The sequence below is a fragment of the Flavobacterium beibuense F44-8 genome, assembly GCF_000769915.1.
Classification (GTDB): domain Bacteria; phylum Bacteroidota; class Bacteroidia; order Flavobacteriales; family Flavobacteriaceae; genus Flavobacterium; species Flavobacterium beibuense.
Window position 1 is genome coordinate 227,978 of record NZ_JRLV01000003.1, and the last position, 22,620, is coordinate 250,597.

Genomic DNA, 22,620 nt, shown 5'->3' on the forward strand with positions numbered 1-22,620 from the left:
TTGATTTTAATTTAAAATTAATGCTTTTGTGAATTAGGTAAGCATACCTCCGTCTACGTTCAGGGTTTGACCTGTAACGTAAGCTGATAAATCTGAAGCAAGATAAACACAAGCGTTAGCTACATCTTCAGGAGTACCGCCACGTTTTAACGGAATGTTCTCTGTCCATCCTTTAATTACATCTGCACCTAATTTTTCTGTCATTTCAGTTTCAATGAATCCCGGAGCAATAGCGTTACAACGAATGTTTCTTGAACCAAGCTCTAATGCTACTGATTTTGTGAAACCAATTACACCTGCTTTAGATGCTGCATAGTTAGTTTGTCCGGCATTACCCTTAACACCTACTACAGAACTCATATTGATAATAGAACCATGACGTTGTTTAAGCATTGTTCTCTGTACTGCTTTTGTCATGTTGAAAACCGACTTAAGGTTTACTTCTATTACCTTGTCAAAATCTTCTTCAGATATTCTCATTAAAAGATTATCCTTAGTAATACCTGCATTATTAATTAATATATCTACAGTACCAAAAGTTTCCACTACTTCGTCAACCAGCTTTTGTGCTTCATTAAAATCGGCAGCGTTAGACTGGTATCCCTTAGCTTTAATACCCAATGCTGTAAGTTCATCCTCTAATGTCTTAGCTGCTTCGGCAGAAGAGCTGTATGTAAAAGCAACATTAGCACCATGCTTAGCAAAAACCTGGGCAATACCACGGCCAATACCTCTACTCGCTCCGGTAATAATAGCCGTTTTTCCTTCTAGTAATTTCATAGGTTCGTATTGTTTGTTTTTTTAATTATAGAGCAACAAATATAATAAAATGTTTGAGGTTTATTTACCCCAATTTATCTTTTAGTTCAAGTATTACTACGAATTTTGTAGGGAAACTCATTATTAAGCTGTTAAGGTTGTATATGGACAATTTGTATAGTAAACATAAAATACCTTCGGGAGAGGTTATTATCATACGCAAAGGCAACAGGCAGGATGCCCAAAAACTTATAGACTTAAAAAAAAGCTATATTAAAGGTACGACCTCTATCCCTATGTATGAAGATGAATATCGAAATACTATTAAGGAAGAAGCCGAATGGATAGAACGGTATAATAATCAGGACAACAGCCTGCTGTTATTAGCCGAATATGAGAATGAAATAATAGGCAATATAGATCTTACCGGAAACCAACGTCGTAAATTATACCATACCGGTATGATAGGTATGGGTATACATAACAAATGGCAAAACAAAAAAATAGGTTCGGTTCTTATGGAGAATACTATTGAATGGACAAAAGCGTCTCCCTTAGAAATTGTATGGCTCGAAGTATACGCATCAAATACAGCAGGAATAAAACTCTATGAAAAATTTGGTTTTGAGTATTGCGGACTGATTAAAGACTTTTTTAGGGAAGGTAAACCAATTGATAAAATCACTATGGTTAAGTATATCTAACTTTACGAAAAAACTAATTTAATGCTAAATAAGCCTTTAAGTATTAAAGTTTTATTAAATGGAGAGAGCGTTTGATTTATTATTTGTAATTTCAAGGCACGAAGAAGAAAAATGAAATATTAAACAAAAAAAGCGAAATGATTAAAATTAACCGAGTAAAACAAGAGAAGATGAATGTGATGAAATTTTTCCTGGCCATGCTAGCAGGATTCGGACTTATAAGAGTCTATAATTTTGTAGCGCAAATGGAACTAGAAGAAGAAGAGAGCGATGTTTATGAGGATGAACACGAGTACCCTCTTTTTGTATAGTTTCGCTATACATATCACTTTATTATAAAGCACCTCCTGCAGGTGCTAATCCTTTATGGGGCAGTACCACTAAATAAGCCTCATTTTTTTACCTGTAATATATTTTTACACCACTCATATTAGGTTTCTAATCAGTTTATACGAAATGTATAACAAAACGTTAAACTGTTGATTAGCAATACTCTTTTAAGAGATTATTAATACACTTTGTGATTGATAATAACTAACTTGTAAGTGCTTTTAAACCTAAATCCATTATGAGTAATCAAAACAGAAAACCAGATCAGGATCCGCTTCCTAAAAACATGGTTCCTAATCAGGAACCAAAACCTATACCCCAAAAAGAAAAAAGGGTTAATCAAGGGCAGTGGTACGAAAACGACACTTTAAAAAGAAGTGAGTTAAATCCTGACAGCGAAAACAATCAGGAAAATAAAGGAAATAATAAAGAATAAATTATTTATTAATCATAAAAATAAACAGCTATGAGTAACAAAAAATTAGTTTTAGGAATTGCTGCCGGAGTAGCAGCCCTTGCGGTAGTAGGAGTTATATGCAAAAGAAAAGGATATCTTGACGGTGCATGTGAAAAAGCTGAGTCGTTAGGGAAAGACCTTAAAGACAAATACAATAATGTAAAAGATAGTGCCCGCAAAAAATTTGATGAAGTAGTGCACAAAGGTGGCGAAATTGCTGACAGACTTAAACACAAAAGTGAAACTGCTGCTAAAAATATTGATCCGGCAACAAACTAGCCAGATAAATTATTATTCCATTAAAAACAGAAAGCTGTCCAAAAGGGCAGCTTTCATTATTTATATTGATGTCTAATTAAAATATATCAGGATCTCCTTTTCCTTCCCTTACAAGTACAGGTTCATCACCCGAAAGGTCTACAATAGTAGAAGCTACATTATCACCATATCCGCCATCGATAACCGCATCAACCTGATTTTGCCATTTTTCAAAAATAAGTTCAGGATCGGTTGAGTATTCTAAAATCTCATCCTCATCATGTATGGATGTCGAAACTATAGGGTTACCCAAAGCTCTTACAATGTCGAGCGCTATATTATTATCGGGCACACGTATACCTACCGTATTTTTCTTTTTAAACTCTTTTGGTAAGTTATTATTACCCGGAAGAATAAATGTATAAGGTCCGGGTAATGATCGTTTAAGTATTTTAAAGGTACTTGTGTCTATTTGCTTTACATAATCCGAGAGGTTACTCAAATCACTACATACAAACGAAAAGTTTGCCTTATCCAGTTTAATACCTTTTATACGGGCAATTCGCTCAAGTGCTTTACTGTTGGTTATATCACAGCCCAAACCATAAACAGTATCAGTAGGATAAATTATAATCCCTCCGTTACGCAGTATTTTAACCACTTTCTCTATCTCCCTTTCATTGGGATTTTCGGGGTATATTTTTATGAATTGTGCCATGTTCTAGTCTGTTTTCGGTTTTTGTAAGCTTAAAGTTACGAAAGCTATTTGTTATTAGCGTTAATTTAAACGTAAAGCTTTAGCCAATAACATCGAGCTTAGCAAAGCGGAGTAACAGCTTTTTAATTCCCCCTACTTCAAACTTTATTTCAGCCTTTTTATCTGCTCCTACCCCTTCAAGGTTAAGTACCTGCCCTTTACCAAAACGTTCGTGCATCACCACATTACCAATGTTAAGCTTACTATCGGGCATTGCAGGTCCTGATGATGCCTGAGTCGATCCGCCAGCCATAGGTTTAAGTCGGCGTATTGCCATATCCGGTTTAGGGTCGTTATCGGTAACCCATTTCGGCGGAATACCGCTTTTAGGCTTTGATAATCTTAGTTTTGATTTATCTACATCGCCAAAAATATCATTATTAATCATTGGCTTGTATCGATAGTTTGTTTCTACCGGAGTAAGGTATTCAAGAAAAACATCTGTAATTTCTTCTATAAAGCGTGAAGGCTCACTATCAACCAGTTTACCCCAACGGTATCTTGATTGTGCATAAGTAAGGTAAGCCTGATGCTCGGCACGGGTTAGTGCCACATAAAACAGCCTACGCTCCTCTTCCAGTTCACTACGGGTATTCATACTCATGGCACTTGGGAAAAGGTCTTCCTCCATCCCCACAATAAATACATGAGGGAACTCAAGTCCTTTTGCAAGGTGAATGGTCATAAGTGCTACCCTGTCATCATCTCCGGTATCTTTATCCATATCGGTAGCCAGGGCAACATCTTCAAGAAATTCCGATAATGCTCCTCTTGCACCATCTACTTCTTTTTGTCCTTCAATAAAGTCCTTAATACCGTTAAGTAATTCTTCTATATTTTCTATACGGGCAATACCTTCGGGCGTTGCATCCTTTTTCAGTTCCTGTATAAGTCCGGTTTTCTTGGTAACATGCTCAGTAAGGTAAAAGGCATCATAACTGTCGTTAATAACCTGAAAGCTTTTTACCATGGTAACAAAATCCTGGATTTTGTTTCTTGTACCCGAATTAAGCCTTAGGTCAATCCTGTCAATGTTCTCCATTACCTCAAAAATGGAGCGTTTGTAATGGTTTGCCGCTACAGTAAGTTTTTCGATTGTAGTACCGCCAATACCCCTTGCCGGATAGTTAATAACTCGTATAAGAGCTTCCTCATCCTTAGGGTTAATAACAAGCCTTAAGTAAGCTAAAACGTCTTTAATCTCTTTCCTTTGATAGAAAGAAAGTCCACCATAAATCCTGTAAGGAATATCACGTTTCCTTAAGGCATCCTCAATAGAACGTGACTGTGCATTGGTACGGTACAGTACAGCAAAGTTCCCGTTAGGAAGCTGGTTCTGCATTTTCTGCTCAAAAATGGTACTCGCCACAAAACGCCCTTCCTCACTATCGGTAAGGCTGCGGTGTACCTTAATTTTCGGTCCGTCTTCATTAGCTGTCCATACAACCTTATCCAGTTTGGTTTTATTTTTATCTATAATGGAGTTAGCCGCTTCCACAATGTTTCGTGACGAACGGTAATTTTGCTCCAGTCGGTAGGTTTGTACGTTATCGTAATCCTTTTGGAAGTTCAGGATGTTATTAATATTTGCTCCCCTAAAAGCGTAAATACTCTGGGCATCATCCCCTACCACACAAATATTCTGGAACCTGTCAGACAGTGCCCTTACAATAAGATACTGTGAGTGGTTTGTATCCTGATACTCATCTACCAGTATATAACGAAAACGATCCTGATATTTCATAAGTACATCAGGGAAACGGTTAAGCAACTCATTTGTACGAAGCAGAAGGTCATCAAAGTCCATTGCTCCCGCCTTAAAGCAACGCTCTACATACTGCTCGTACACCTCTCCCATCCTTGGTTTTTTAGACATGGCATCGGCTTCCTGCAGTTCAGGATTATTGTAATAAGCTTTAACTGTAATAAGGTTATTCTTGTAATTGGAAATACGGCTTAATACCTGCTTTGGCTTGTATACATCTTTATCCAGCTGCATTTCTTTAATGATAGAAGAAATAAGGCGTACACTATCCTGACTGTCGTAAATACTAAAGTTTGACGGATAACCAAGCTTATCGGCCTCAAAACGGAGTATTTTAGCAAAAATAGAGTGGAATGTTCCCATCCACAGGTTTTTGGCCTCAGAGTTACCTACAATACCCGCAATACGGTTTTTCATTTCACGCGCAGCCTTATTAGTAAAGGTAAGTGCCAAAATATTAAAGGCATCAACACCCTGACTCATAAGGTAAGCAATGCGCAGTGTAAGTACCCTTGTCTTACCCGATCCTGCACCTGCAATTACAATCATAGGTCCGTCCTTTTGCAAAACCGGAGCCCTTTGCGCTTCATTTAACTGGCTTATATACTTTTCAATTTCCGTCATAACTTCCAAAAAAGCAAAAATAGTTATTTTTAGTCGGTAAATAAATCTTAATTACAGTTTCACAAAGAGTGTTTTGTTAAAAATTATTCACAATAATTTTATCATACAAAAAGTATTTCATTATTTTCGCCTTTCACAATTTTATATTAACAAACTGCGTTAGTTTATTACACCAAACTATTACTAAACATGGATTTTACAAAATTTATTGACGTACTGGCATATACACTCCCTTCAATAGTAGTAGGACTTGTAGCCTACTATTTTTTTGATGCACAACGCAAAAACGAAGAAAGCCGCCGTCGCTACCTTATTCACAAAGAAGCACAAAAAAATGCTATGCCACTGCGACTACAGGCATATGAAAGACTGGTACTTTTCCTTGAAAGAATTAACCCTTCGAAACTGCTTATAAGAATTGCTCCCCAATCATCTAACAAACATGATTATGAAGAATATGTAATTGCTCAGATTGAGCAGGAATACGAGCACAACCTCACACAACAAATTTATGTTTCTGCCGAAAGCTGGGACATTATCACTACTGCAAAAAATGCTACTATTCAAATGATACGCAAAACTAACATGAGCGAAAAGGTAGATAGTGCCAACAAACTAAGAGAAGTTATACTTACCGATTTGTTTGACACACAAAGCCCAAGCAGTATTGCTGTGGCTTACCTAAAAAATGAAGTAGCCGAAATGTGGCAGTAATGCCAACTTACAATATTTTACAAGGCATTCTTTTCAGGATGCCTTTTTATTTTATATTTGCCGAAAGGTTTTGCTTAACGCAAATTAATAGGGAATCGTGTGTAAATCACGGGCTGTCGCGCAACTGTAAAGTACAAAACGGTTTTATCGTAGTAAACCACTGCTGCATTTAGCGGGAAGGGCGATAAAATGTACAAGCCAGGAGACCTGCCTTACTAAATAATGACTATGCTTTCGCGGTTAAAGTGACGTCCGGTAATTGTACTCCTTTTTGGAGTGTAATACTGTGCCTTCATTTTATCTCCGTAAAAGCTTAAAAAATATACACGTGACGGAGAACACACAAAAAACGTATTTTAACTGGAGTAGCGGTAAAGACAGCGCACTTGCTCTTCATTACCTGTTACAGGATAAAAACTATAGTGTAGGCAGTCTGCTTACATCTGTAAATTCACATTATGATCGTGTTAGTATGCACGGATTACGTAAAGAACTTTTACTTCAGCAAATTGAAGCCATAGGGATACCAGGTACGACTATAGAGCTTCCGCTTCAACCTACCAACGTGGAGTATGAAACGATTATGAGAAATAAGGTTGAACAACTAATTAGTGAAGGATACACCACTGCTGCCTTTGGCGATATTTTTTTAGAAGACCTTAAAGTATACAGGGAAAAACACCTGGAACCTTATGGTATAAAAGCAGTTTTCCCATTATGGAAAAAAGATACTAAAGAACTATTAAAGGAATTTATAGATCTTGGCTTTAAAACCATAACGGTTTGCGTAAACGGTACGAAACTGGATAAATCATTTGTAGGTCGTGTTATAGATCACGATTTTATAAATGAACTACCCGAAGGTGTTGATCCATGTGGTGAGAACGGAGAGTTCCATACCTTTTGCTTTGGTGCTCCTTACTTTAAAAAACCTATAGATTTTACCATAGGCGAAACGATTTACAGAGAATACGATAACCACGGTACAAAAACCGGATACTGGTTTTGCGATTTGATTCCACAATAAATAACCATCATAAATATGACATCTGAAGTAAGAATAAAACTATCGGAAACCCGAATTTTTAAAGCGGTTTTCCCAAACACAACAAATCATTACGATACTCTTTTTGGAGGTACCGCCATGCACCTTATGGACGAGGTTGCTTTTATAACTGCTACCCGCTACAGCCGTCAGCGTATGGTAACAGTAAGTAGTGACCGTATCGATTTTAAGAAACCTATCCCTGCAGGCACCATAGTAGAGCTTATAGGAAAGGTTACCTATGTGGGAACTACCAGTCTTAAAGTACGTGTAGAAATATATGTAGAACAGATGTATGAAAACACAAGGGAAAAAGCAGTAACCGGAGAGTTTACTTTTGTCGCTATAGATGAAAATAAAGTCCCTGTAAAAATAGTTTAATTAAAAGGCATCCTTCCATCGGATGCCTTTTTTGTTTATGTTTGTTTTATAAAACATTATCATGAAAAAGATATTTACTGTCTCTCTTATTTTTTTATGCCTTAGTTCGACTTTTGCCCAAAAAATATATCATAACAAAGGTTTTGGTATTACTATCGAAATACCGCAAACCTGGTGGGAAGATAACCGTAACGGATTCCCTGCCGAAATTGAACTAAGCAAAAGCGAACGTAAAAAAATACTGGATGACAGTAACTCGGTTTTCCTAACCCTGTTTTATGACAGAGAAACCATCAAAGAAGGTGGTAACTACATTCCTAAAATGCAGTTTAACGTAGCCAGCAATTATGAAAAAGATTTTAAAGTGTTGCTGAAAGCCACCGAGAACAACGTTAAAATACAGAAGAAATTCCAACCTGATTATAAACTGGTTAAAAAACCGAAAGAGGTAAAAATTGCAGGTATTAAGAGTATAGCCTATGTAGCTACCTACTCCATGATGGTAAACGGAAAAACTACAACCATACGTAGTTTTACCTATGTTATCCCTTATAACAATTATGTTTTTCATCTTAATTTTACCGATGAGATAAATGGAAAAGACCGCTCTAAAGAGTTTGAAGCAGCAGTAAAAACTATTAAAATAGGATAATTAACTGATGGAAAATGAACTCTATAATACACAAATTACAAATAGGAAAGATTTTATTGAGTTTTTAAAACTTCTGCATAAATACTACACCTCAAAACCGGAAGATTGGGAGAATAACACCCTCGAATCTTTTTGGAAGCATTATCTGATTATGCTGAGGATATACCTGAGTATTATAAAAACACTAAACAGGACAGAAGCCCCGAGACTGCAGACTGGCAGGTATTTGCAGACATGCTAAAAGGTGCTATTGTTTACGAATAACCTGTTAACCAATTGTTTTTGTTATATTTATAAAAAACAAAAACAATTATGACGAAAGCCTTACCGCTATTATTGCTTTTTATTTGCACTACAGTATTTTCACAAAAAACCGATATCGTTATACTGGGAACAGACCATTTTAGTCAGATTTATAAAGAAGATAACCCTAATACTGATATCAAATCTGATAAAAGAAAAACTGAAATAAATGCAGTTATTAATTTAATTGGCAAGTACAAACCAGACTGCATTATGGTTGAGGAGCTTCCGGAAAATCAACCCGAAATAGACAGTATGTATAATCTTTATGTAAAAGGGACTTTAAATACTTCCAGCAGAAGAGAGATTTTTAATATCGCTTTTCCTATTGCAAAAAAACATAACCTAAAAAAAGTATACTGTGTTAATGCTCCCGGCGGAACTTCACAAAGCCTCTTGGATAACGGAGATAATATTGAGTTGTATAAAAACGAAACTCTGGAGCTTCGGGAAATAGTAATGGCAAAATACAAGGCTATTAATAATGGTACGCTCTCTTTTAAAGATTATCTCACTTTTCTAAACCAACCTGACACCTACAACAAAGTCTATCATTTAAAATATATTACTCCTGCCCGTGTTACTAACGGGACTTTTAAAGGTCAGGATGAAATGATTGATTCAGCATTTGTTAATACAAAATATATAGGCGCAGAGCTTACTTCTGTGTGGAAAAACAGGGATTATAAAATTTATTCCAATATTGTAACTACTCAACTAAAGGAAAAACCTAAACGTATTTTGCTTCTTATAGGTGTAGGTCATGTAGGCTCACTTAAAAGCATTTTCAGGGATGATCCCGAATATAACTTTATAGAAGCAAATACACTTTTAAAATAACTATTCAGCCAAAAGTAATTCCAGTCTTTGCCTTTCGTTTTCCTTAAGCTCAGGCATTATATTGGTAAATGCTTCCCTGTAGCCTTCTTCTTTAAGTAGCTTTCGTATATTATCACGTCCAAACTTAGCAAACTGCCATTTGTGATGTTTAGTGGCTCTGGCAAGATTTATAAGTACAACATCATCCTGCTTACCTATATAAATTAAATTAGACAATGCATTTTGACGGATACTACTCTCATACTTAGGTGAGGCATAATCTTGTAATTCGGTATAATACTGCTCTTTTTTATCAGCTCTGTAATCTTTTGTGGTGTAAGCTAGGGTAAGCCATAGTATCCTTAAATTCTTATCGTTAAACCCAACCCAGGTATCAGACATATCAAGAAACTCCCCTATCCTATCCGGGAAACGCATACTTAATACATTAAGGGCAATCTCCTTTGTTACGTACGACTCATCCTGCATAAGTGATTTGTACTCCTCAAAAAAAGCATCAGGAATAGTAACAACGGTACGGGCAACCGCCTGCCTTATTTTTATATTATCCGTTTTCATGGCAGTACGCACAATGTCGGCTTTTTCTTCAAATGGTACTTCTGCAAGCTGAAACAGTATTTCTTCTTTTAAAGGCCAAAATGCATCCGAATTCATTACTTGTGTGTACATTTCTTTACCTTCCTTAAACGGTTGGCTTTGCAGGCTGCCTATAGCAAAATACTGTTGTATAAATTTGTTTTTCTTAAGTAACTCAATTGCTTCACCAACTTCAAATTTCGGGTTTTCTAGCCAACGTTTTTTAAAAGATTCGGTATCATAGTCAGACACCTTGTTAATTTCTGCCAGAAAATCTTCTGTGCTTACATTTTGAAAAGCATACTTTTCTAAATAAGTTTTCACTGCTTTCCTAAAAGCATCATGTCCTACTCCTTCTCTTAATACATGCAGTGCCCAAGCACCTTTTTGGTAATAACTCAGGGCACTCGCTTTTTCGTTTAGTATAGGTATAGTATCGGTTTGTGATGCCTGTTGTAACCTTTCAGCCATTTGGTACATCTCATAGTAAAAATGGTCTTCCCCATACAATTCCTGTTCAGCCAGCAGAGCATAGTAAGTCGCAAAACCTTCCTGTAACCAGTGGTGCTCGCCCGACTTTGCCGTAATCAAATCGCCAAACCACTGGTGAGCCAGTTCATGGGCATTGACGTTTACATAAGTTCGGTCGTTAAATCCAATGTTATCTACCACATAATCCTGTGAGAATATCGTAGAAGTTGTATTTTCCATACCGGCATATAAAAAGTCGAGCACCGGTATTTGCCTGTAAATTCCCCAGGTGTACTTCACTCCTATTTCCTTTTCAAAAAAATCGAATATCTGTTTGCTGTAACGATAAGTCGGTTCAAACTTATCCCTGTCTTCCGGACGGTAATAAAACTCTAACGGAGTACCTGAAGCCGACATCTGCTGTTGTTTTTCAAACCTACCTATAGCCATCATTAACAGGTAGCTACTCATAGGGTTTTGCATTTCATAATTCCACTTTAGCAGATTACCCTCAGGCGACTTTCCTTTTAACTCACCATTTGCAAGTACTTCAAACCCCTCCTGAAATCCTACCGAAAGGTTAAATACCACCTTTTCGTTCATATCGTCAAAGCTAGGTAGCCAGTGACTGGTATATTTACCCTGTCCCTGTGTCCATATTTGCAGTCCGTCTCCCTCTCCCACAAAATAAAGCGTTTGTTTAGGCTGTGCCGTATAATCAAACTCTAAAGTGTTTTTTCCTTTTTTATAGCCTTTGTACAGCTTTAAGGCATGTGGAGCATCTACAAAACCTGCTTTCTTACCATTTATAGTAACATTGGTATAATCCATATCATGGGCATCAATGGTAATGGTATCGGTTTTTTCAAGCAAATCAAAGGTATACTTCACCTTGCCCAAAATCTTTTTATGAGGTACATCAAAAGTAAGATAGGCATTAAGGGTTTTAAAATCGGCTTTTTTGTATTGCTGGGCAAAGCCCGAAAAGCTCAGTAAAAGTATAGTGACAGAAATGTAGTTTTTCATAGAAAATCAAAGTATTTATACAAAACTAATAAATGCCTACATATATTACACTTTAATTTTATCGAATAAGTTTTATCTTCGTAACTCAATCCTTACAATTAAAAATGAAAAAAAGCCTTATAGTCTTACTAATACTTTTTTCAATACAATCTTTGTTTAGCCAAAAAAACATTTCTTTTGATAAAAATGTACAGGCAACAGCAAAGAAGCTTATTATTAGCCGATATTCACTGGAAGACAGTATACCAAAATTTGCAGGGAAAAGAGATACCAGAACTGTTGCTGATATTATTAAAAAAGATACCACATCGGTATTTGTGATTGATTATGCATATACTCAGGAGGGATTATTGTTAGAGTTTACAAAAGGCAAAATAACCCCTAAATATTATCACTGGAATGATGGAGGTGGCTATGTAACTATTAAAGATTTTGATTCATATGAACTTACATTAAACAATAGTTCTTTTGGTTGGGGAGAAACTATTACCGGTAAGTTTAAGGGTACAGTTAACAAAATGAACTTTACCAACCAAACCAAAAAATTTAAAATAGATATTGAAGGAGATTTTACTCATGTTATGGAGGACTCTCCGCATAAAGAAGAAAGAATTTATGAAGCCATACAAAAAAGGAAATACTGTGAAACAGGTTTTTATACAACAATAAATGATACCGATACAAACAAGTATAAACTTCCTAAATACAAATACTTAAACCAACCGGAGGAAGTTAGTATTTATTACCATAAAAAATTTGAAAATAATATATTTAAAGGTGTCATTATGGAACAAACCGATGATACCGAATTAAAAGCTAAGTTTTTACTTAAAACTGAATATCTTGATAACTGGCCCAACATCAATAAAGGAGGTTATGTGTATGTAGTAAACAATAAACTTTTAGCTTATTGCTCTTACGATAACCTATTGGAAAACGGACTTTTTATCACCGTAAAAACAAAAGATAAAGCCGAAAAACTTGCTATCTATAAAGAGATAGTTGATAGCTTAAAATAAACAGAATACAAGCCAAAATGAATAATCCGTTAGAAACTCCTATAGAATACCTTAAAGGCGTAGGCCCTGCCCGTGGCGAGCTGTTACGCAAGGAGTTGGGCATTCATAAATATGGCGACCTGCTTAACCTTTATCCTAACCGGTATATAGACCGTACACGGTATTACCGTATTAACGAACTGCAAAACAGCAACTCTGAAGTACAGATTGTAGGGAAAGTAATCAATATAAAAACGGTTGAACAAAAACGCGGAAAACGCCTTGTTGCTACCTTTGTAGATAATACCGGGCAAATGGAGCTGGTGTGGTTTCAGGGACAAAAATGGATAAGGGAAAACGTTAAGATAAATGTGCCTTATGTAATTTTTGGTAAGGTTACTTCGTTTAATGGGGTTTTCAATATGGCGCACCCCGAAATGGAACTGCTTAGCGAACACGAAAAAAGCCTTCGCAGTGCCATGCAGCCTATTTATCCAAGTACCGAAAAGCTTACACAACGCGGTATTACCAACAAGGTGGTAAACAAAATAATGCAACAGTTGTTTATAGAAACGCAGGCATTGTTTAAAGAAACATTACCGGCTTGGTTGCTACAGGAAATTAAACTAATTCCTAAAAATGCAGCACTGTTTAATGTACACTTCCCTAAAAGTCAGGAAATACTGGCTCAGGCACAGTTCAGACTTAAGTTTGAAGAGTTGTTTTTTATTCAGCTGCAGCTTATTACTAAAAATTTACTGCGTAAACATAAAATAAAAGGGCACGCTTTTGACAAGGTAGGCGAAATGTTTAACGATTTTTATCAAAATCATTTGCCTTTTGAACTTACCAATGCCCAAAAACGTGTACTGAAGGAAATTAGGCACGATATGGGGCATCCGGCACAAATGAACCGCCTATTGCAGGGTGATGTAGGATCGGGTAAAACCATAGTGGCATTAATGAGCATGCTACTGGCTCTTGATAACGGATTTCAGGCATGCCTTATGGCACCTACCGAAATTTTAGCTAACCAACATTTTTTAGGTCTGTCAGAGTTGGCCGAACCTTTAAACATAAACATCAAAATCCTTACAGGTTCTACCAAAACGGCTGAAAGAAGGATTATTCACGAAGAGCTAGAAAACGGTACGCTACACATTATAATAGGTACTCATGCTTTACTGGAAGATAAGGTACAGTTTAAAAACCTTGGGCTTGCTATTATTGACGAACAGCACCGTTTTGGAGTGGAACAACGCTCCAAACTCTGGAAAAAGAATGAAATTCCGCCACATATACTGGTAATGACCGCCACACCTATTCCTAGAACGCTTGCCATGAGCCTGTATGGTGATTTGGATATATCGGTTATAGATGAACTGCCTCCGGGACGTAAGCCTATTAAAACGGTACACCGTTATGATAGTAATCGACTAAAAGTTTGGGCTTTCCTGAAGGAGGAAATCGCTAAAGGCAGACAGGTTTATATTGTTTATCCGTTAATTCAGGAAAGTGAAAAAATGGATTATAAGGATCTGATGGATGGTTATGAAAGTATTTCGCGCGACTTCCCCCTACCGCAATACAGTGTGAGTATTGTACACGGACAGATGAAACCGGCTGAAAAGGATAGTGAAATGGAACGGTTCGCCAAAGGTAAAACCAATATTATGGTGGCTACCACTGTAATTGAAGTTGGTGTAAATGTACCCAATGCCAGTGTTATGGTCATTGAGAGTGCCGAACGTTTTGGGCTTTCCCAGCTGCATCAGTTGCGCGGGCGCGTAGGTCGTGGTGCCGAACAGAGTTATTGTATAATGATGACAGGCGGGAAACTAAGTAACGACAGTAAAGTACGTATGGATACTATGGTACGTACCAATGACGGATTTGAAATTGCAGAAGTTGACCTTAAACTGCGTGGCCCTGGTGATATTATGGGTACACAGCAAAGCGGTGTGCTGAACCTACAGATAGCCGACTTAGTAAAAGACCGTGAAATACTGCAAATGGCAAGGCATTATGCTATAAAACTACTTAAAGACGATGCAAACCTTAATAAGCCGGAACACGCCGCACTAAGGGCAGCTTTTATAGAAATGACTAAAAAGAAGAATATCTGGAATTATATATCTTAGTCTAATCTTATAAAGAATAAAAACCTTACTAATTAGTATTAAATAAGGTTTTTAATCGTTTTATAATCAAGTTGTTTAAAATCGGTAATAACTTTATTGGCCAGCGATGTATCCTGTCCCATAGAATGTTCTCCCTTGTAACCAATACAAAATACTCCGGCTCCGGTTGCAGCCTTTATACCATTTGTACTGTCTTCAATAATAATACATTCCTCTTTTGGGAAACCGGTTTGTTTAACCGCTTCGTCAAATATGGCAGGATTAGGTTTTGAATACTCAAAATCCTCTCCGCTTATTTTAGTTTTAAAATACTGATGCAGGTCAAACCTTGTGAATACTGCCTCTATTTTCCTTTTTGCTGCCGATGAAGCCAACACCAAAGTCATACCGTTATTATACAAATCAATAATAAGGTCTTTTACTCCCGGTATAAGTTCCAGTTCATCACTGGTATCAAAAGCATCAAAATAGTATTTGTAACTTTCCTCAAGCAGTACTTCTTCGCTCTGCTCCAGGTTAAACCTGCTACGTAACTTCTGTATAATATTCTTATCAGAATTACCTATAAAATCAGAGTATATTTCATCGGTAACCTCAATACCAAGTTCCTTATAAAACTTTTGGTTAGCCTCAAGTCCTACGGGTTCGGTATTTACCACTACCCCGTCCATATCAAATATTACAGCGTTTACCATTACTTAATATCTCTTACTTTTTGGTAATCAAGCTCGTTAAAATGGGCAATAATCTTATCGGCCTCTTCAAGCTCCTGTAATTTTGAATTTTCGCTTTGGTAGCCCACACAAAATATACCGGCACCTTTTGCTGCTTTAATTCCGTTTGTACTGTCTTCAATAACAATACATGCTTCTTTTGGCGCAACTGATAATGATGCCGCATGCTCAAATATAGCAGGATGCGGTTTGGATTTTGGGAAATCCTCTCCGCTCACTATATGAGTAAAATACTGATGAAGCCCAAAACGGTTAAACACCCTCTCTATAGTTACCTTAGAGGCAGATGAAGCCAGTATAAGCTGGATACCGTTATCGTGAAGATCCACTATAAGCTCCCTTACACCCGGCAATAAGTCAAGATCTTCCTTTACGTCAAAAGCATCATTAAATAATGACCTTTTAGTTTGTACCAAATGTTCCACCTCATGCTCAAGATCAAAAGTATCCTTAAGTTTCTGGTAAACATTTTTAGTAGAGTTACCTGTAAATGAAGCATACATTTCGTGTGTAACTTCAATATTAAGGTGTTTAAAATGCTGGTAGTAGGCAAAATGATGTACGGGTTCAGTATCAACAATAACCCCGTCCATATCAAATATAACGGTCTTTATCATAGTCAAAATTAAAACCGTAAAATTACAACATACTATTGTAAGCTAAAAGTTTTAGGGCATTAAGATGGAGTTAAATTAGTAAGCCATACATTCCTCTGCACATTTACGGCAGGCTTCTGCACACTCTTTGCAATGGTCGTGCTCATCAGCAAACTTTTCGCACTCGTCAGCACAAGCATTACAAATATCAGCACATAGCTTCATAATCCGGTCACTAAAATCAGAGTCCCTGCTTTCCAGTTTAATACATAGCATACATACTTCTGCACAATCCCGGCAGGTTGCAATACATTTTAAATGTTCTTCGTTTACCATTTTAATACATTCTGTAGCACACAACTCGCATGCTGCAAAACAAGCAAGACATGCGTCAATAATAGTTTGATTTCTTTTCATAACTTAATTATTTATGGTTAAACTTGTTACAAAATTACCAAGCACATTTTCGAATGCTCGTAATGCTATGTTAAACGTTTCAGTAAAAAATTATAAATAATTTATTTAAACCTTTTAGATTAACTTTAGTCTTAACTAATAAAAGTACAGTAATTGCAGGACGAAAAGGCATTCATAGCACAATTGCTTGACCCCAAAACGCAAAATGATGCGTTTAGGCAGCTTGTATCCCAATACAGCAGGCCATTGTACAGTCATATCCGTAATATAGTACTGAACCATGATGATGCCGATGATGTTTTGCAAAACACATTTATTAAAGTATTTAGGAACCTTAGTAATTTTAAGGGCGAAAGCAAGCTGTTTTCCTGGATATACCGCATAGCTACAAACGAATCACTTACCTTTATTAGTCAAAAAGCCAAGAAAGCCGGAGTAAGTAACCAAGAGATATTAGAAAAACAGGCTCAGGAGCTGCATGCCGACAATTATTTTAGCGGAGACGAAATACAACAAAAGCTCCAGCAGGCCATTACAACATTACCCGAAAAGCAACAGCTTGTTTTTAAAATGCGTTACTTTGAAGAGATAGGCTATGAAGAGATGTCGGAAATACTTGATACATCTGTGGGTGCTTTAAAGGCTTCTTACCATCATGCCAGTAAAAAAATTGAAAATTATTTTAACACTCATTAAACCTTTTGTAAATTATTCAGTCTTAAATATATGAAACCATTTAATTTAGATAAAGAACCAAAAATAAAATCGGGATTTACCACACCCGACAGCTATTTTGATGACTTTACCGAAAAGATGATGCAGCAACTCCCTGAACAGGAAGTTAAAGTTGTACCGCTTTACAGGAGGATGTCGGTTTGGATATCATCTGTAGCCGCAGTGTTGGTTATCGCTCTTGGTGTTTCTTTACTTCTTAAAACGAATACAAAAAGCGAACCCGACGCTACTACTATAGAAAACTATCTGGTTTATCAGGCAGATATACTGCCTAATGATTTTATACAGGGACTGGATAAGGATGCCATAGAAGATCTTGAGGCGTCTATAGCAATTAGCGATGAAGATATAGAGAACTACTTAAATAACGAAGATTACGATATTTATCTAAACGAATAACACTATGAAAACAAAGTTATTACTAACATTATTATTAAGTTTCTCACTAAGTGTTTTTTCACAAACGCATAAGGAGAAAAGAGACCAGATTAAAGCTTTAAAGGTATCGTTTCTAACTACAGAACTAAAGCTTACAAGTCAGGAATCGGCTAAATTCTGGCCTATATATAATGCTTATGAAGAAAAAGAATTTGAGATAAAACACGATAAAATGCGTTCTATTATCAAAAAGATAGAAAATGCAGGAGAATCATTAACTGAGAAAGACGCGAGCAATTACCTGAATCAGTTTCAGGAAGCCGAAAAGGAACTTGTTGAGCTGAAAGGTAAAATGATTGCCGACTTAAAACCTGTTATAGGATCGGTTAAGTTACTGAAACTGCAGAAAGCAGAATTTGATTTCAACAGAAAATTACTTTCCAAATGGAAAGACAAACATAAAGAGTAGTTTAATTAGGTTATTTTGTTACTAAAATCAGCAGGCATCTTTTCCATTACCCTGCTGATTTTTTTTTATTTTAAAGTCAGTCTTACAATCCTGTTTTGTCCTGCGGCTATAATGGTTTTATCATCTTTAAAACGTAATGTATGTAAATCTGTATCATCAAGTATCTTTTTCCAGGTTGCTCCCCTGTCAAACGAATAATACATACCGGTTGCTCCACAGGCTACCAGTTCATCCCCTTCACTGTTTGGCATAAACTGTACACACGACGCATACCCAAATCCTGAACCATCGGCTATTGTTTTCCACTTTCGTCCGCCTTTAGTCGTAATTATTTTATTACCGCTATTCGTTTCGGCTTTAGTATAATCACCTCCTACCGCAAAACCTATTTCATTATCATAGAAATCGACAGAATATATACCTTCCGTTGGCGTACCCTGTACAATAGGTGTTTTATAAACCTTCCATGATTCTCCCATATTGTCAGAATAGAACACCCTTGACTTCTTTCCTCCCGAAACAATCCATGCTTTTTGTCCTCTTACAACAATATTGGTATTACTGGCCGCAAAAGCCGCTTCACCATCTTCTACTTCAGGTAAATCATTACAGGAAAGTTTTTTCCAAGAATTACCGCCATCTCTGGTCACAATAACCGAAAGACAGTAATCTGTAGGATCGCCCATGGCAATTCCGTTATTATTATCAAAAAACTGCATACTGTCATAAAATACCTTTTCACCTTCTTCGGTATAAACCACAGTATTCGTTTTACTCTCCTTATCAATTTTATACAGTTTAGCCGGTGTAGCAACGTTGAGTATAAATACATTCTTATCAGTTTGTGCTATAGCCCTGAATTCAGGTAACGAGTTATCAAAAGCAATAACTCCGTTAAAGGCCTTCTCACCTGTTAGTGAAGCATAACCGTACTTACCTCTGCTACCCGAATACCAAACCTTATCATTATCAATCGCTATGGCACGTATACTTATACTATCGGTAAGTAATGTATCAACATTAACAGCAGTAAAAGAAGCTTTAAAATCCTTTTTTTCTTCTTTACAGGACAGTATAGCAATAGTAAATATCAGTAGTAGGCTTTTTCTCATCTTTAAAATTTTGAAACCCTAAATTAGTAAATTTACAATAGTCAGCTTATCAAAGTCTGATATTTATATTTAGTTGATTTATTTATAATATGCATTTCATCAGGCAATATTTGCATTATAACTATTGCGTGAAACGAATTGTTAAAATTTTAAAATTTGTGATTATATTGGGTTACCAACCATAAACCAAACACAAATGAAAAAACTTATCTTGACCATGGGATTCCTGTGTCTCATCAGTTCGGGATATTGCCAAAGCCTTCAGCTTCCTGTTATTGAGCCTGTAACTCTTGAATCACTTCCGGCTGCGGTATCTAAAAGCATCGAACTGAAAGATTTTGAAAAAGCAGCACTACAGGCTTCTGACTTTATTATCTCCTCTCCTATTGATGATTTAAACAACGAAGAGGTTAAGGCCAGTAAAGGTTATTTACTGGGATGGATGCAGGACAGTCCTGATTTTAATTTTGCCCCAGATCATACTATAGCCATATTTGAAGATAATAACCTCCTTATGTGGACTTACATGGCATGCATGGCAAAATTTACAATAGAAAACAAAGACCAGTCGGGCAATCCTGATTTTATTAAACTGGGAACCTGGGAGCTGGTAGCAGGATATATAGACAATCCGGGGAATAATGTCCCAAGGACAGATAAGCTCAATCAGCTTTGTAATGCTTACAAAAACAACCAGCTTAGTAGTTTTCTTGAAAGCCTATAAAGAAAAAGAGCAGGTTATACCTGCTCTTTTTTCTCTTCCTTACTGTCAAACATATGCATCCATATCATTCGTGACAGCCTGAAATTAAACATACTCAACGCTACAGCCATAAAAGCTATTAATGCGAGCATGCCGCCAAAGCCTTCTATAAAAAAATGAGCTATTACATATACCGCAATCATTTCGGCTACGGTAAGTCCATAACTCACATACATTGCACCATAAAAAAAGCCTGGCTCTCTTTCAAATTTATGATCACAAACAGGACAGTGATCGTTCATTTTTGGCAAGCGAAATAAAAACAGGTTTCCTTTGCTTTTAAACACTTTACCCTCTCCGCATTTCGGACATTTTTCCTCTATTATATCGTTGAATTTAGACATCTTGTTTTTTTATTTCAAATTTACAACAGGTAGTAAAAACAGGCAATAGCTTATTTACGCAATAATTTGTACTTTTAGGACATTATTTTAAACTATGAAGAAAACAGCCATACTTGATATTAATCAGTTCAAACAAACCGGACTGGAAGATTTTTATGTAAACACATTGGAGGATCACCTTATTACCAGCCATAAGGATATTGCTCTCCCGCACAAACATAATTTCTATCTGGCTATACTTTTTACGCATGGCACTGGTATTCATGAAGTAGATTTTACGGTTTATGATGTTAAACCGGGAAGCCTTTTTTTCCTTAACCCGGGGCAAACACACCACTGGGAACTTTCGTCCGATACTAAAGGCTATATCTTTTTCCATACACAGGCTTTTTATGATTTATACTATACCCAAAACCAAATAAACAACTTCCCCTTCTTTTACAGTATGCACAGTTCTCCCTGCATTTACCTTGAAAACGAAGAATTAGATGATGTTACGTTATTATTTAAACGAATACTAAAAGAAAACGGTAGGGATGAGATTTTAAAAAAACACCGTATAATCAATTTGGTTCAGTATGTATATATAGAATGTACCCGTATATATGCCCGTCAAAACCCAGTAGCTGCGCTGGATACCCATAACAGTTACTACAGCAAATTCCTGAAACTGGAAGAATTGGTAAACCAATACTTTATTACAGAAAAATCGTCCACTGCCTATGCCGAAATGATGCATATAACGCCAAAACACTTAAACCGCATAACACAGGCTGTAGCCGGTAAAACAACTTCAGATATTATTATAGACAGGGTTTTACTGGAAGCCAAGAAAGAGCTTATACTGCAACAGGATAATTTTGCCGGAATATCAGAAATGCTGGGCTATGAGGACTATGCTTATTTTTCACGCCTGTTTAAAAAGAAAACAGGAGAAACCCCAAGTGAATTTTTAAATAGGTATAATAAAGTGTAACATATGTGAATACAAAATATCTCCCAAAAAATAATACCTTTGCAACTTCAATTCACAAAAATGAGATTACACAGAAATTTAGTGTTTACGGTTATTGACTCCCTTAACTTTATTTTTAATGAGGGAGAATATGCCGATAAGGTTGTGGCAAAGGCTTTAAAGAAAGACAAACGTTGGGGAAGCCACGACAGGAAGTTTGTTGCCGAAACGATATATGAAATTGTGCGGTGGAAACGCCTGTATGCCGAAATTGCCGAAGTTAAGGAGCCTTACACCAGGGATAACCTATGGAGAATATTTGCCGTATGGGCAGTACTTCGCGGTTATAACCTGCCAGACTGGAAATACTTTGAGGAAACTCCGGTTCGCCGTATTAAAGGGCGTTTTGATGAACTTTCCAAAATAAGAAAGTTCCGTGAGTCTATTCCGGACTGGATGGATGAGCTTGGTGTTAAGGAACTTGGTGAAAAGAAATGGGAAAAGGAGCTTGCTGCACAAAACGAGCAGGCAAAAGTTATACTTCGTGTTAACACCCTTAAAACAACAAAAGAACAGCTTCGTGCCATTTTAATGGACAGTAATATAGAAACCGAATTCCTTAAACAATATCCTGATGCACTTGTATTAACGGAACGTGCAAACGTGTTCCTTACTCAGGCATTTAAGGACGGACTTTTTGAGGTTCAGGATGCATCTTCACAACTTGTAGCACGTTTTCTAGATGTGGCTCCTGGTATGCGTGTAGTTGATACCTGTGCCGGTGCCGGCGGTAAAACCCTGCACATGGCTTCTATAATGGAAAACAAAGGTCAGCTTATAGCTATGGATATTTACGAGAGTAAACTAAAACAGCTTAAGCTACGTGCTAAGCGTAACAGCGTTTTCAATATTGACTACCGTGTTATTGAAAGTACTAAGGTTATTAAAAAACTACACGAAAAAGCCGACAGGGTACTTATTGATGCCCCATGTAGCGGGCTTGGAGTTTTAAAACGTAACCCTGACAGTAAATGGAAACTGCAACCTGAGTTTATTGATAATATCAAAAAAACTCAAAGAGAAGTACTGGAAAACTACTCTAAAATGGTTAAACCGGGTGGTAAGCTTGTTTATGCTACCTGTTCGGTACTACCGTCTGAAAATGAGGAGCAGGTTAAACACTTCCTTACTACAGAAATTGGTAAAGAGTTTACTTTTGTAAAAGACAATAAGGTCCTTGCATCAGATTCCGGTTTTGACGGATTCTATATGGCACTTATGGAACGTAAAAAATAAATTGAAGCCTCCCAATCGGG

At 36.7% G+C, this 22,620-nt stretch carries 26 protein-coding genes, 1 pseudogene and 1 riboswitch; of the genes and pseudogenes, 18 read left to right on the forward strand and 9 right to left on the reverse strand.

What is annotated here, in order from left to right; translation table 11 throughout:
- Positions 1 to 33 precede the first annotated feature (33 nt).
- The gene (gene fabG / locus Q763_RS03170; RefSeq protein WP_035131108.1) at positions 34 to 780 is read right to left on the reverse strand and encodes a 3-oxoacyl-[acyl-carrier-protein] reductase; all 747 of its coding nucleotides are present in this window, start codon (positions 778 to 780) and stop codon (positions 34 to 36) included.
- Between the two features lie 143 nt (positions 781 to 923).
- Between fabG and Q763_RS03175 the strand changes: the two genes are divergently transcribed.
- From Q763_RS03175 to Q763_RS03185, 4 genes are all read left to right on the forward strand, one after another.
- Positions 924 to 1,463 (forward strand): GNAT family N-acetyltransferase, encoded by a 540-nt coding sequence (locus Q763_RS03175; RefSeq protein WP_035131110.1) that lies wholly within the window; start codon positions 924 to 926, stop codon positions 1,461 to 1,463.
- Between the two features lie 179 nt (positions 1,464 to 1,642).
- Positions 1,643 to 1,774, forward strand: coding sequence for a hypothetical protein (locus tag Q763_RS18055; protein WP_262493963.1), 132 nt, complete (start codon positions 1,643 to 1,645; stop codon positions 1,772 to 1,774).
- Between the two features lie 257 nt (positions 1,775 to 2,031).
- A complete protein-coding gene (locus tag Q763_RS03180) occupies positions 2,032 to 2,229 on the forward strand; it encodes a hypothetical protein (protein WP_035131112.1) in 198 nt (65 codons plus the stop codon).
- Between the two features lie 30 nt (positions 2,230 to 2,259).
- A complete protein-coding gene (locus tag Q763_RS03185; RefSeq protein WP_035131114.1) occupies positions 2,260 to 2,529 on the forward strand; it encodes a hypothetical protein in 270 nt (89 codons plus the stop codon).
- Positions 2,530 to 2,605: 76 nt separating this feature from the next.
- On the opposite strand, the gene Q763_RS03190 is transcribed toward Q763_RS03185, so the two are convergent.
- Together Q763_RS03190 and Q763_RS03195 are read right to left on the reverse strand one after the other, a co-directional pair.
- Positions 2,606 to 3,226 carry an L-threonylcarbamoyladenylate synthase gene (locus tag Q763_RS03190; protein ID WP_035131116.1) on the reverse strand — a complete coding sequence of 207 codons (621 nt, stop codon included), beginning with the start codon at positions 3,224 to 3,226 and terminating at the stop codon, positions 2,606 to 2,608.
- A 79-nt stretch (positions 3,227 to 3,305) separates the two neighbouring features.
- Complete coding sequence (locus Q763_RS03195; protein ID WP_035131303.1) at positions 3,306 to 5,645, reverse strand: ATP-dependent helicase; 2,340 nt, start codon at positions 5,643 to 5,645, stop codon at positions 3,306 to 3,308.
- Between the two features lie 198 nt (positions 5,646 to 5,843).
- Here Q763_RS03195 and Q763_RS03200 point away from each other — a divergent pair, with 198 nt between their 5' ends.
- From Q763_RS03200 to Q763_RS03225, 6 genes and pseudogenes are all read left to right on the forward strand, one after another.
- Positions 5,844 to 6,368, forward strand: a complete 525-nt coding sequence (locus tag Q763_RS03200) for a DUF7935 family protein (RefSeq protein WP_035131118.1) — start codon at positions 5,844 to 5,846, stop codon at positions 6,366 to 6,368.
- A gap of 48 nt (positions 6,369 to 6,416) precedes the next feature.
- A riboswitch (cobalamin riboswitch) is annotated at positions 6,417 to 6,597 on the forward strand.
- 99 nt (positions 6,598 to 6,696) lie between these two features.
- Positions 6,697 to 7,395: a Dph6-related ATP pyrophosphatase gene (locus Q763_RS03205; RefSeq protein ID WP_035131119.1), complete on the forward strand. Its 699-nt coding sequence runs from the start codon at positions 6,697 to 6,699 to the stop codon at positions 7,393 to 7,395.
- 15 nt (positions 7,396 to 7,410) lie between these two features.
- Positions 7,411 to 7,794, forward strand: a complete 384-nt coding sequence (locus tag Q763_RS03210; protein WP_035131121.1) for an acyl-CoA thioesterase — start codon at positions 7,411 to 7,413, stop codon at positions 7,792 to 7,794.
- Between the two features lie 61 nt (positions 7,795 to 7,855).
- Positions 7,856 to 8,446, forward strand: coding sequence for a hypothetical protein (locus tag Q763_RS03215; protein ID WP_035131124.1), 591 nt, complete (start codon positions 7,856 to 7,858; stop codon positions 8,444 to 8,446).
- 7 nt (positions 8,447 to 8,453) lie between these two features.
- Positions 8,454 to 8,710: pseudogene (locus Q763_RS18115) on the forward strand (DUF7660 family protein).
- A gap of 48 nt (positions 8,711 to 8,758) precedes the next feature.
- The gene (locus Q763_RS03225) at positions 8,759 to 9,589 is read left to right on the forward strand and encodes a DUF5694 domain-containing protein (RefSeq protein WP_035131126.1); all 831 of its coding nucleotides are present in this window, start codon (positions 8,759 to 8,761) and stop codon (positions 9,587 to 9,589) included.
- Here the strand turns inward: Q763_RS03225 and Q763_RS03230 are convergent, their stop codons facing one another.
- Positions 9,590 to 11,662, reverse strand: coding sequence for a M1 family metallopeptidase (locus tag Q763_RS03230; RefSeq protein ID WP_035131128.1), 2,073 nt, complete (start codon positions 11,660 to 11,662; stop codon positions 9,590 to 9,592). It abuts the gene before it with no gap.
- 104 nt (positions 11,663 to 11,766) lie between these two features.
- On the opposite strand from Q763_RS03230, the gene Q763_RS03235 reads away from it, so the two are divergent.
- A complete protein-coding gene (locus Q763_RS03235) occupies positions 11,767 to 12,681 on the forward strand; it encodes a hypothetical protein (RefSeq protein WP_035131129.1) in 915 nt (304 codons plus the stop codon).
- A 17-nt stretch (positions 12,682 to 12,698) separates the two neighbouring features.
- Entirely contained in the window at positions 12,699 to 14,801 is a 2,103-nt protein-coding gene (gene recG / locus Q763_RS03240; RefSeq protein WP_035131130.1) for an ATP-dependent DNA helicase RecG, read from the forward strand.
- Positions 14,802 to 14,839: 38 nt separating this feature from the next.
- On the opposite strand, the gene Q763_RS03245 is transcribed toward recG, so the two are convergent.
- The 3 genes from Q763_RS03245 to Q763_RS03255 form a co-directional block, all read right to left on the reverse strand.
- The gene (locus Q763_RS03245; RefSeq protein ID WP_035131131.1) at positions 14,840 to 15,496 is read right to left on the reverse strand and encodes an HAD family hydrolase; all 657 of its coding nucleotides are present in this window, start codon (positions 15,494 to 15,496) and stop codon (positions 14,840 to 14,842) included.
- Complete coding sequence (locus Q763_RS03250; protein WP_035131132.1) at positions 15,496 to 16,152, reverse strand: HAD family hydrolase; 657 nt, start codon at positions 16,150 to 16,152, stop codon at positions 15,496 to 15,498. Before Q763_RS03250 ends, Q763_RS03245 begins: the two co-directional genes overlap by 1 nt.
- Positions 16,153 to 16,227: 75 nt before the next feature.
- On the reverse strand, positions 16,228 to 16,548 hold the full coding sequence (locus Q763_RS03255) for a four-helix bundle copper-binding protein (protein ID WP_035131133.1): 321 nt from the start codon (positions 16,546 to 16,548) through the stop codon (positions 16,228 to 16,230).
- A 153-nt stretch (positions 16,549 to 16,701) separates the two neighbouring features.
- On the opposite strand from Q763_RS03255, the gene Q763_RS03260 reads away from it, so the two are divergent.
- Genes Q763_RS03260 through Q763_RS03270 form a run of 3 tightly spaced genes read left to right on the forward strand, consistent with a single transcriptional unit; the run spans position 16,702 to position 18,130 of the window.
- On the forward strand, positions 16,702 to 17,244 hold the full coding sequence (locus Q763_RS03260; protein WP_035131134.1) for an RNA polymerase sigma factor: 543 nt from the start codon (positions 16,702 to 16,704) through the stop codon (positions 17,242 to 17,244).
- Positions 17,245 to 17,274: 30 nt separating this feature from the next.
- Positions 17,275 to 17,682 (forward strand): hypothetical protein, encoded by a 408-nt coding sequence (locus Q763_RS03265; protein WP_035131135.1) that lies wholly within the window; start codon positions 17,275 to 17,277, stop codon positions 17,680 to 17,682.
- A 4-nt stretch (positions 17,683 to 17,686) separates the two neighbouring features.
- Positions 17,687 to 18,130 (forward strand): hypothetical protein, encoded by a 444-nt coding sequence (locus tag Q763_RS03270; protein ID WP_035131136.1) that lies wholly within the window; start codon positions 17,687 to 17,689, stop codon positions 18,128 to 18,130.
- A 65-nt stretch (positions 18,131 to 18,195) separates the two neighbouring features.
- Here Q763_RS03270 and Q763_RS03275 read toward each other — a convergent pair whose 3' ends face one another.
- Positions 18,196 to 19,242 (reverse strand): WD40/YVTN/BNR-like repeat-containing protein, encoded by a 1,047-nt coding sequence (locus Q763_RS03275; RefSeq protein ID WP_035131137.1) that lies wholly within the window; start codon positions 19,240 to 19,242, stop codon positions 18,196 to 18,198.
- A gap of 196 nt (positions 19,243 to 19,438) precedes the next feature.
- Between Q763_RS03275 and Q763_RS03280 the strand changes: the two genes are divergently transcribed.
- Positions 19,439 to 19,966, forward strand: a complete 528-nt coding sequence (locus Q763_RS03280) for a hypothetical protein (RefSeq protein WP_035131148.1) — start codon at positions 19,439 to 19,441, stop codon at positions 19,964 to 19,966.
- Positions 19,967 to 19,980: 14 nt separating this feature from the next.
- Here Q763_RS03280 and Q763_RS03285 read toward each other — a convergent pair whose 3' ends face one another.
- Positions 19,981 to 20,349, reverse strand: a complete 369-nt coding sequence (locus tag Q763_RS03285) for a DUF983 domain-containing protein (RefSeq protein ID WP_035131150.1) — start codon at positions 20,347 to 20,349, stop codon at positions 19,981 to 19,983.
- Between the two features lie 94 nt (positions 20,350 to 20,443).
- Here Q763_RS03285 and Q763_RS03290 point away from each other — a divergent pair, with 94 nt between their 5' ends.
- Both Q763_RS03290 and Q763_RS03295 read left to right on the forward strand, forming a co-directional pair.
- Positions 20,444 to 21,325 carry an AraC family transcriptional regulator gene (locus tag Q763_RS03290; RefSeq protein WP_035131152.1) on the forward strand — a complete coding sequence of 294 codons (882 nt, stop codon included), beginning with the start codon at positions 20,444 to 20,446 and terminating at the stop codon, positions 21,323 to 21,325.
- Between the two features lie 60 nt (positions 21,326 to 21,385).
- Complete coding sequence (locus tag Q763_RS03295; RefSeq protein WP_035131154.1) at positions 21,386 to 22,600, forward strand: RsmB/NOP family class I SAM-dependent RNA methyltransferase; 1,215 nt, start codon at positions 21,386 to 21,388, stop codon at positions 22,598 to 22,600.
- Positions 22,601 to 22,620 lie beyond the last annotated feature (20 nt).

What these genes read in the sequence shown, in the direction of transcription:
- Q763_RS03235 (WP_035131129.1), top strand. Translation starts at nt 11,767, where the DNA reads ATGAAAAAAAGCCTTATAGTCTTACTAATACTTTTTTCAATACAATCT.
- Q763_RS03210 (WP_035131121.1), top strand. Translation starts at nt 7,411, where the DNA reads ATGACATCTGAAGTAAGAATAAAACTATCGGAAACCCGAATTTTTAAA.
- Q763_RS03285 (WP_035131150.1), bottom strand. Translation starts at nt 20,349, where the DNA reads ATGTCTAAATTCAACGATATAATAGAGGAAAAATGTCCGAAATGCGGA.
- fabG (WP_035131108.1), bottom strand. Translation starts at nt 780, where the DNA reads ATGAAATTACTAGAAGGAAAAACGGCTATTATTACCGGAGCGAGTAGA.
- recG (WP_035131130.1), top strand. Translation starts at nt 12,699, where the DNA reads ATGAATAATCCGTTAGAAACTCCTATAGAATACCTTAAAGGCGTAGGC.
- Q763_RS03280 (WP_035131148.1), top strand. Translation starts at nt 19,439, where the DNA reads ATGAAAAAACTTATCTTGACCATGGGATTCCTGTGTCTCATCAGTTCG.
- Q763_RS03225 (WP_035131126.1), top strand. Translation starts at nt 8,759, where the DNA reads ATGACGAAAGCCTTACCGCTATTATTGCTTTTTATTTGCACTACAGTA.
- Q763_RS03295 (WP_035131154.1), top strand. Translation starts at nt 21,386, where the DNA reads ATGAGATTACACAGAAATTTAGTGTTTACGGTTATTGACTCCCTTAAC.
- Q763_RS03265 (WP_035131135.1), top strand. Translation starts at nt 17,275, where the DNA reads ATGAAACCATTTAATTTAGATAAAGAACCAAAAATAAAATCGGGATTT.
- Q763_RS03215 (WP_035131124.1), top strand. Translation starts at nt 7,856, where the DNA reads ATGAAAAAGATATTTACTGTCTCTCTTATTTTTTTATGCCTTAGTTCG.
- Q763_RS03175 (WP_035131110.1), top strand. Translation starts at nt 924, where the DNA reads ATGGACAATTTGTATAGTAAACATAAAATACCTTCGGGAGAGGTTATT.
- Q763_RS03180 (WP_035131112.1), top strand. Translation starts at nt 2,032, where the DNA reads ATGAGTAATCAAAACAGAAAACCAGATCAGGATCCGCTTCCTAAAAAC.
- Q763_RS03185 (WP_035131114.1), top strand. Translation starts at nt 2,260, where the DNA reads ATGAGTAACAAAAAATTAGTTTTAGGAATTGCTGCCGGAGTAGCAGCC.
- Q763_RS03190 (WP_035131116.1), bottom strand. Translation starts at nt 3,226, where the DNA reads ATGGCACAATTCATAAAAATATACCCCGAAAATCCCAATGAAAGGGAG.
- Q763_RS03245 (WP_035131131.1), bottom strand. Translation starts at nt 15,496, where the DNA reads ATGGTAAACGCTGTAATATTTGATATGGACGGGGTAGTGGTAAATACC.
- Q763_RS18055 (WP_262493963.1), top strand. Translation starts at nt 1,643, where the DNA reads ATGAAATTTTTCCTGGCCATGCTAGCAGGATTCGGACTTATAAGAGTC.
- Q763_RS03200 (WP_035131118.1), top strand. Translation starts at nt 5,844, where the DNA reads ATGGATTTTACAAAATTTATTGACGTACTGGCATATACACTCCCTTCA.
- Q763_RS03290 (WP_035131152.1), top strand. Translation starts at nt 20,444, where the DNA reads ATGAAGAAAACAGCCATACTTGATATTAATCAGTTCAAACAAACCGGA.
- Q763_RS03250 (WP_035131132.1), bottom strand. Translation starts at nt 16,152, where the DNA reads ATGATAAAGACCGTTATATTTGATATGGACGGGGTTATTGTTGATACT.
- Q763_RS03230 (WP_035131128.1), bottom strand. Translation starts at nt 11,662, where the DNA reads ATGAAAAACTACATTTCTGTCACTATACTTTTACTGAGCTTTTCGGGC.
- Q763_RS03270 (WP_035131136.1), top strand. Translation starts at nt 17,687, where the DNA reads ATGAAAACAAAGTTATTACTAACATTATTATTAAGTTTCTCACTAAGT.
- Q763_RS03275 (WP_035131137.1), bottom strand. Translation starts at nt 19,242, where the DNA reads ATGAGAAAAAGCCTACTACTGATATTTACTATTGCTATACTGTCCTGT.
- Q763_RS03255 (WP_035131133.1), bottom strand. Translation starts at nt 16,548, where the DNA reads ATGAAAAGAAATCAAACTATTATTGACGCATGTCTTGCTTGTTTTGCA.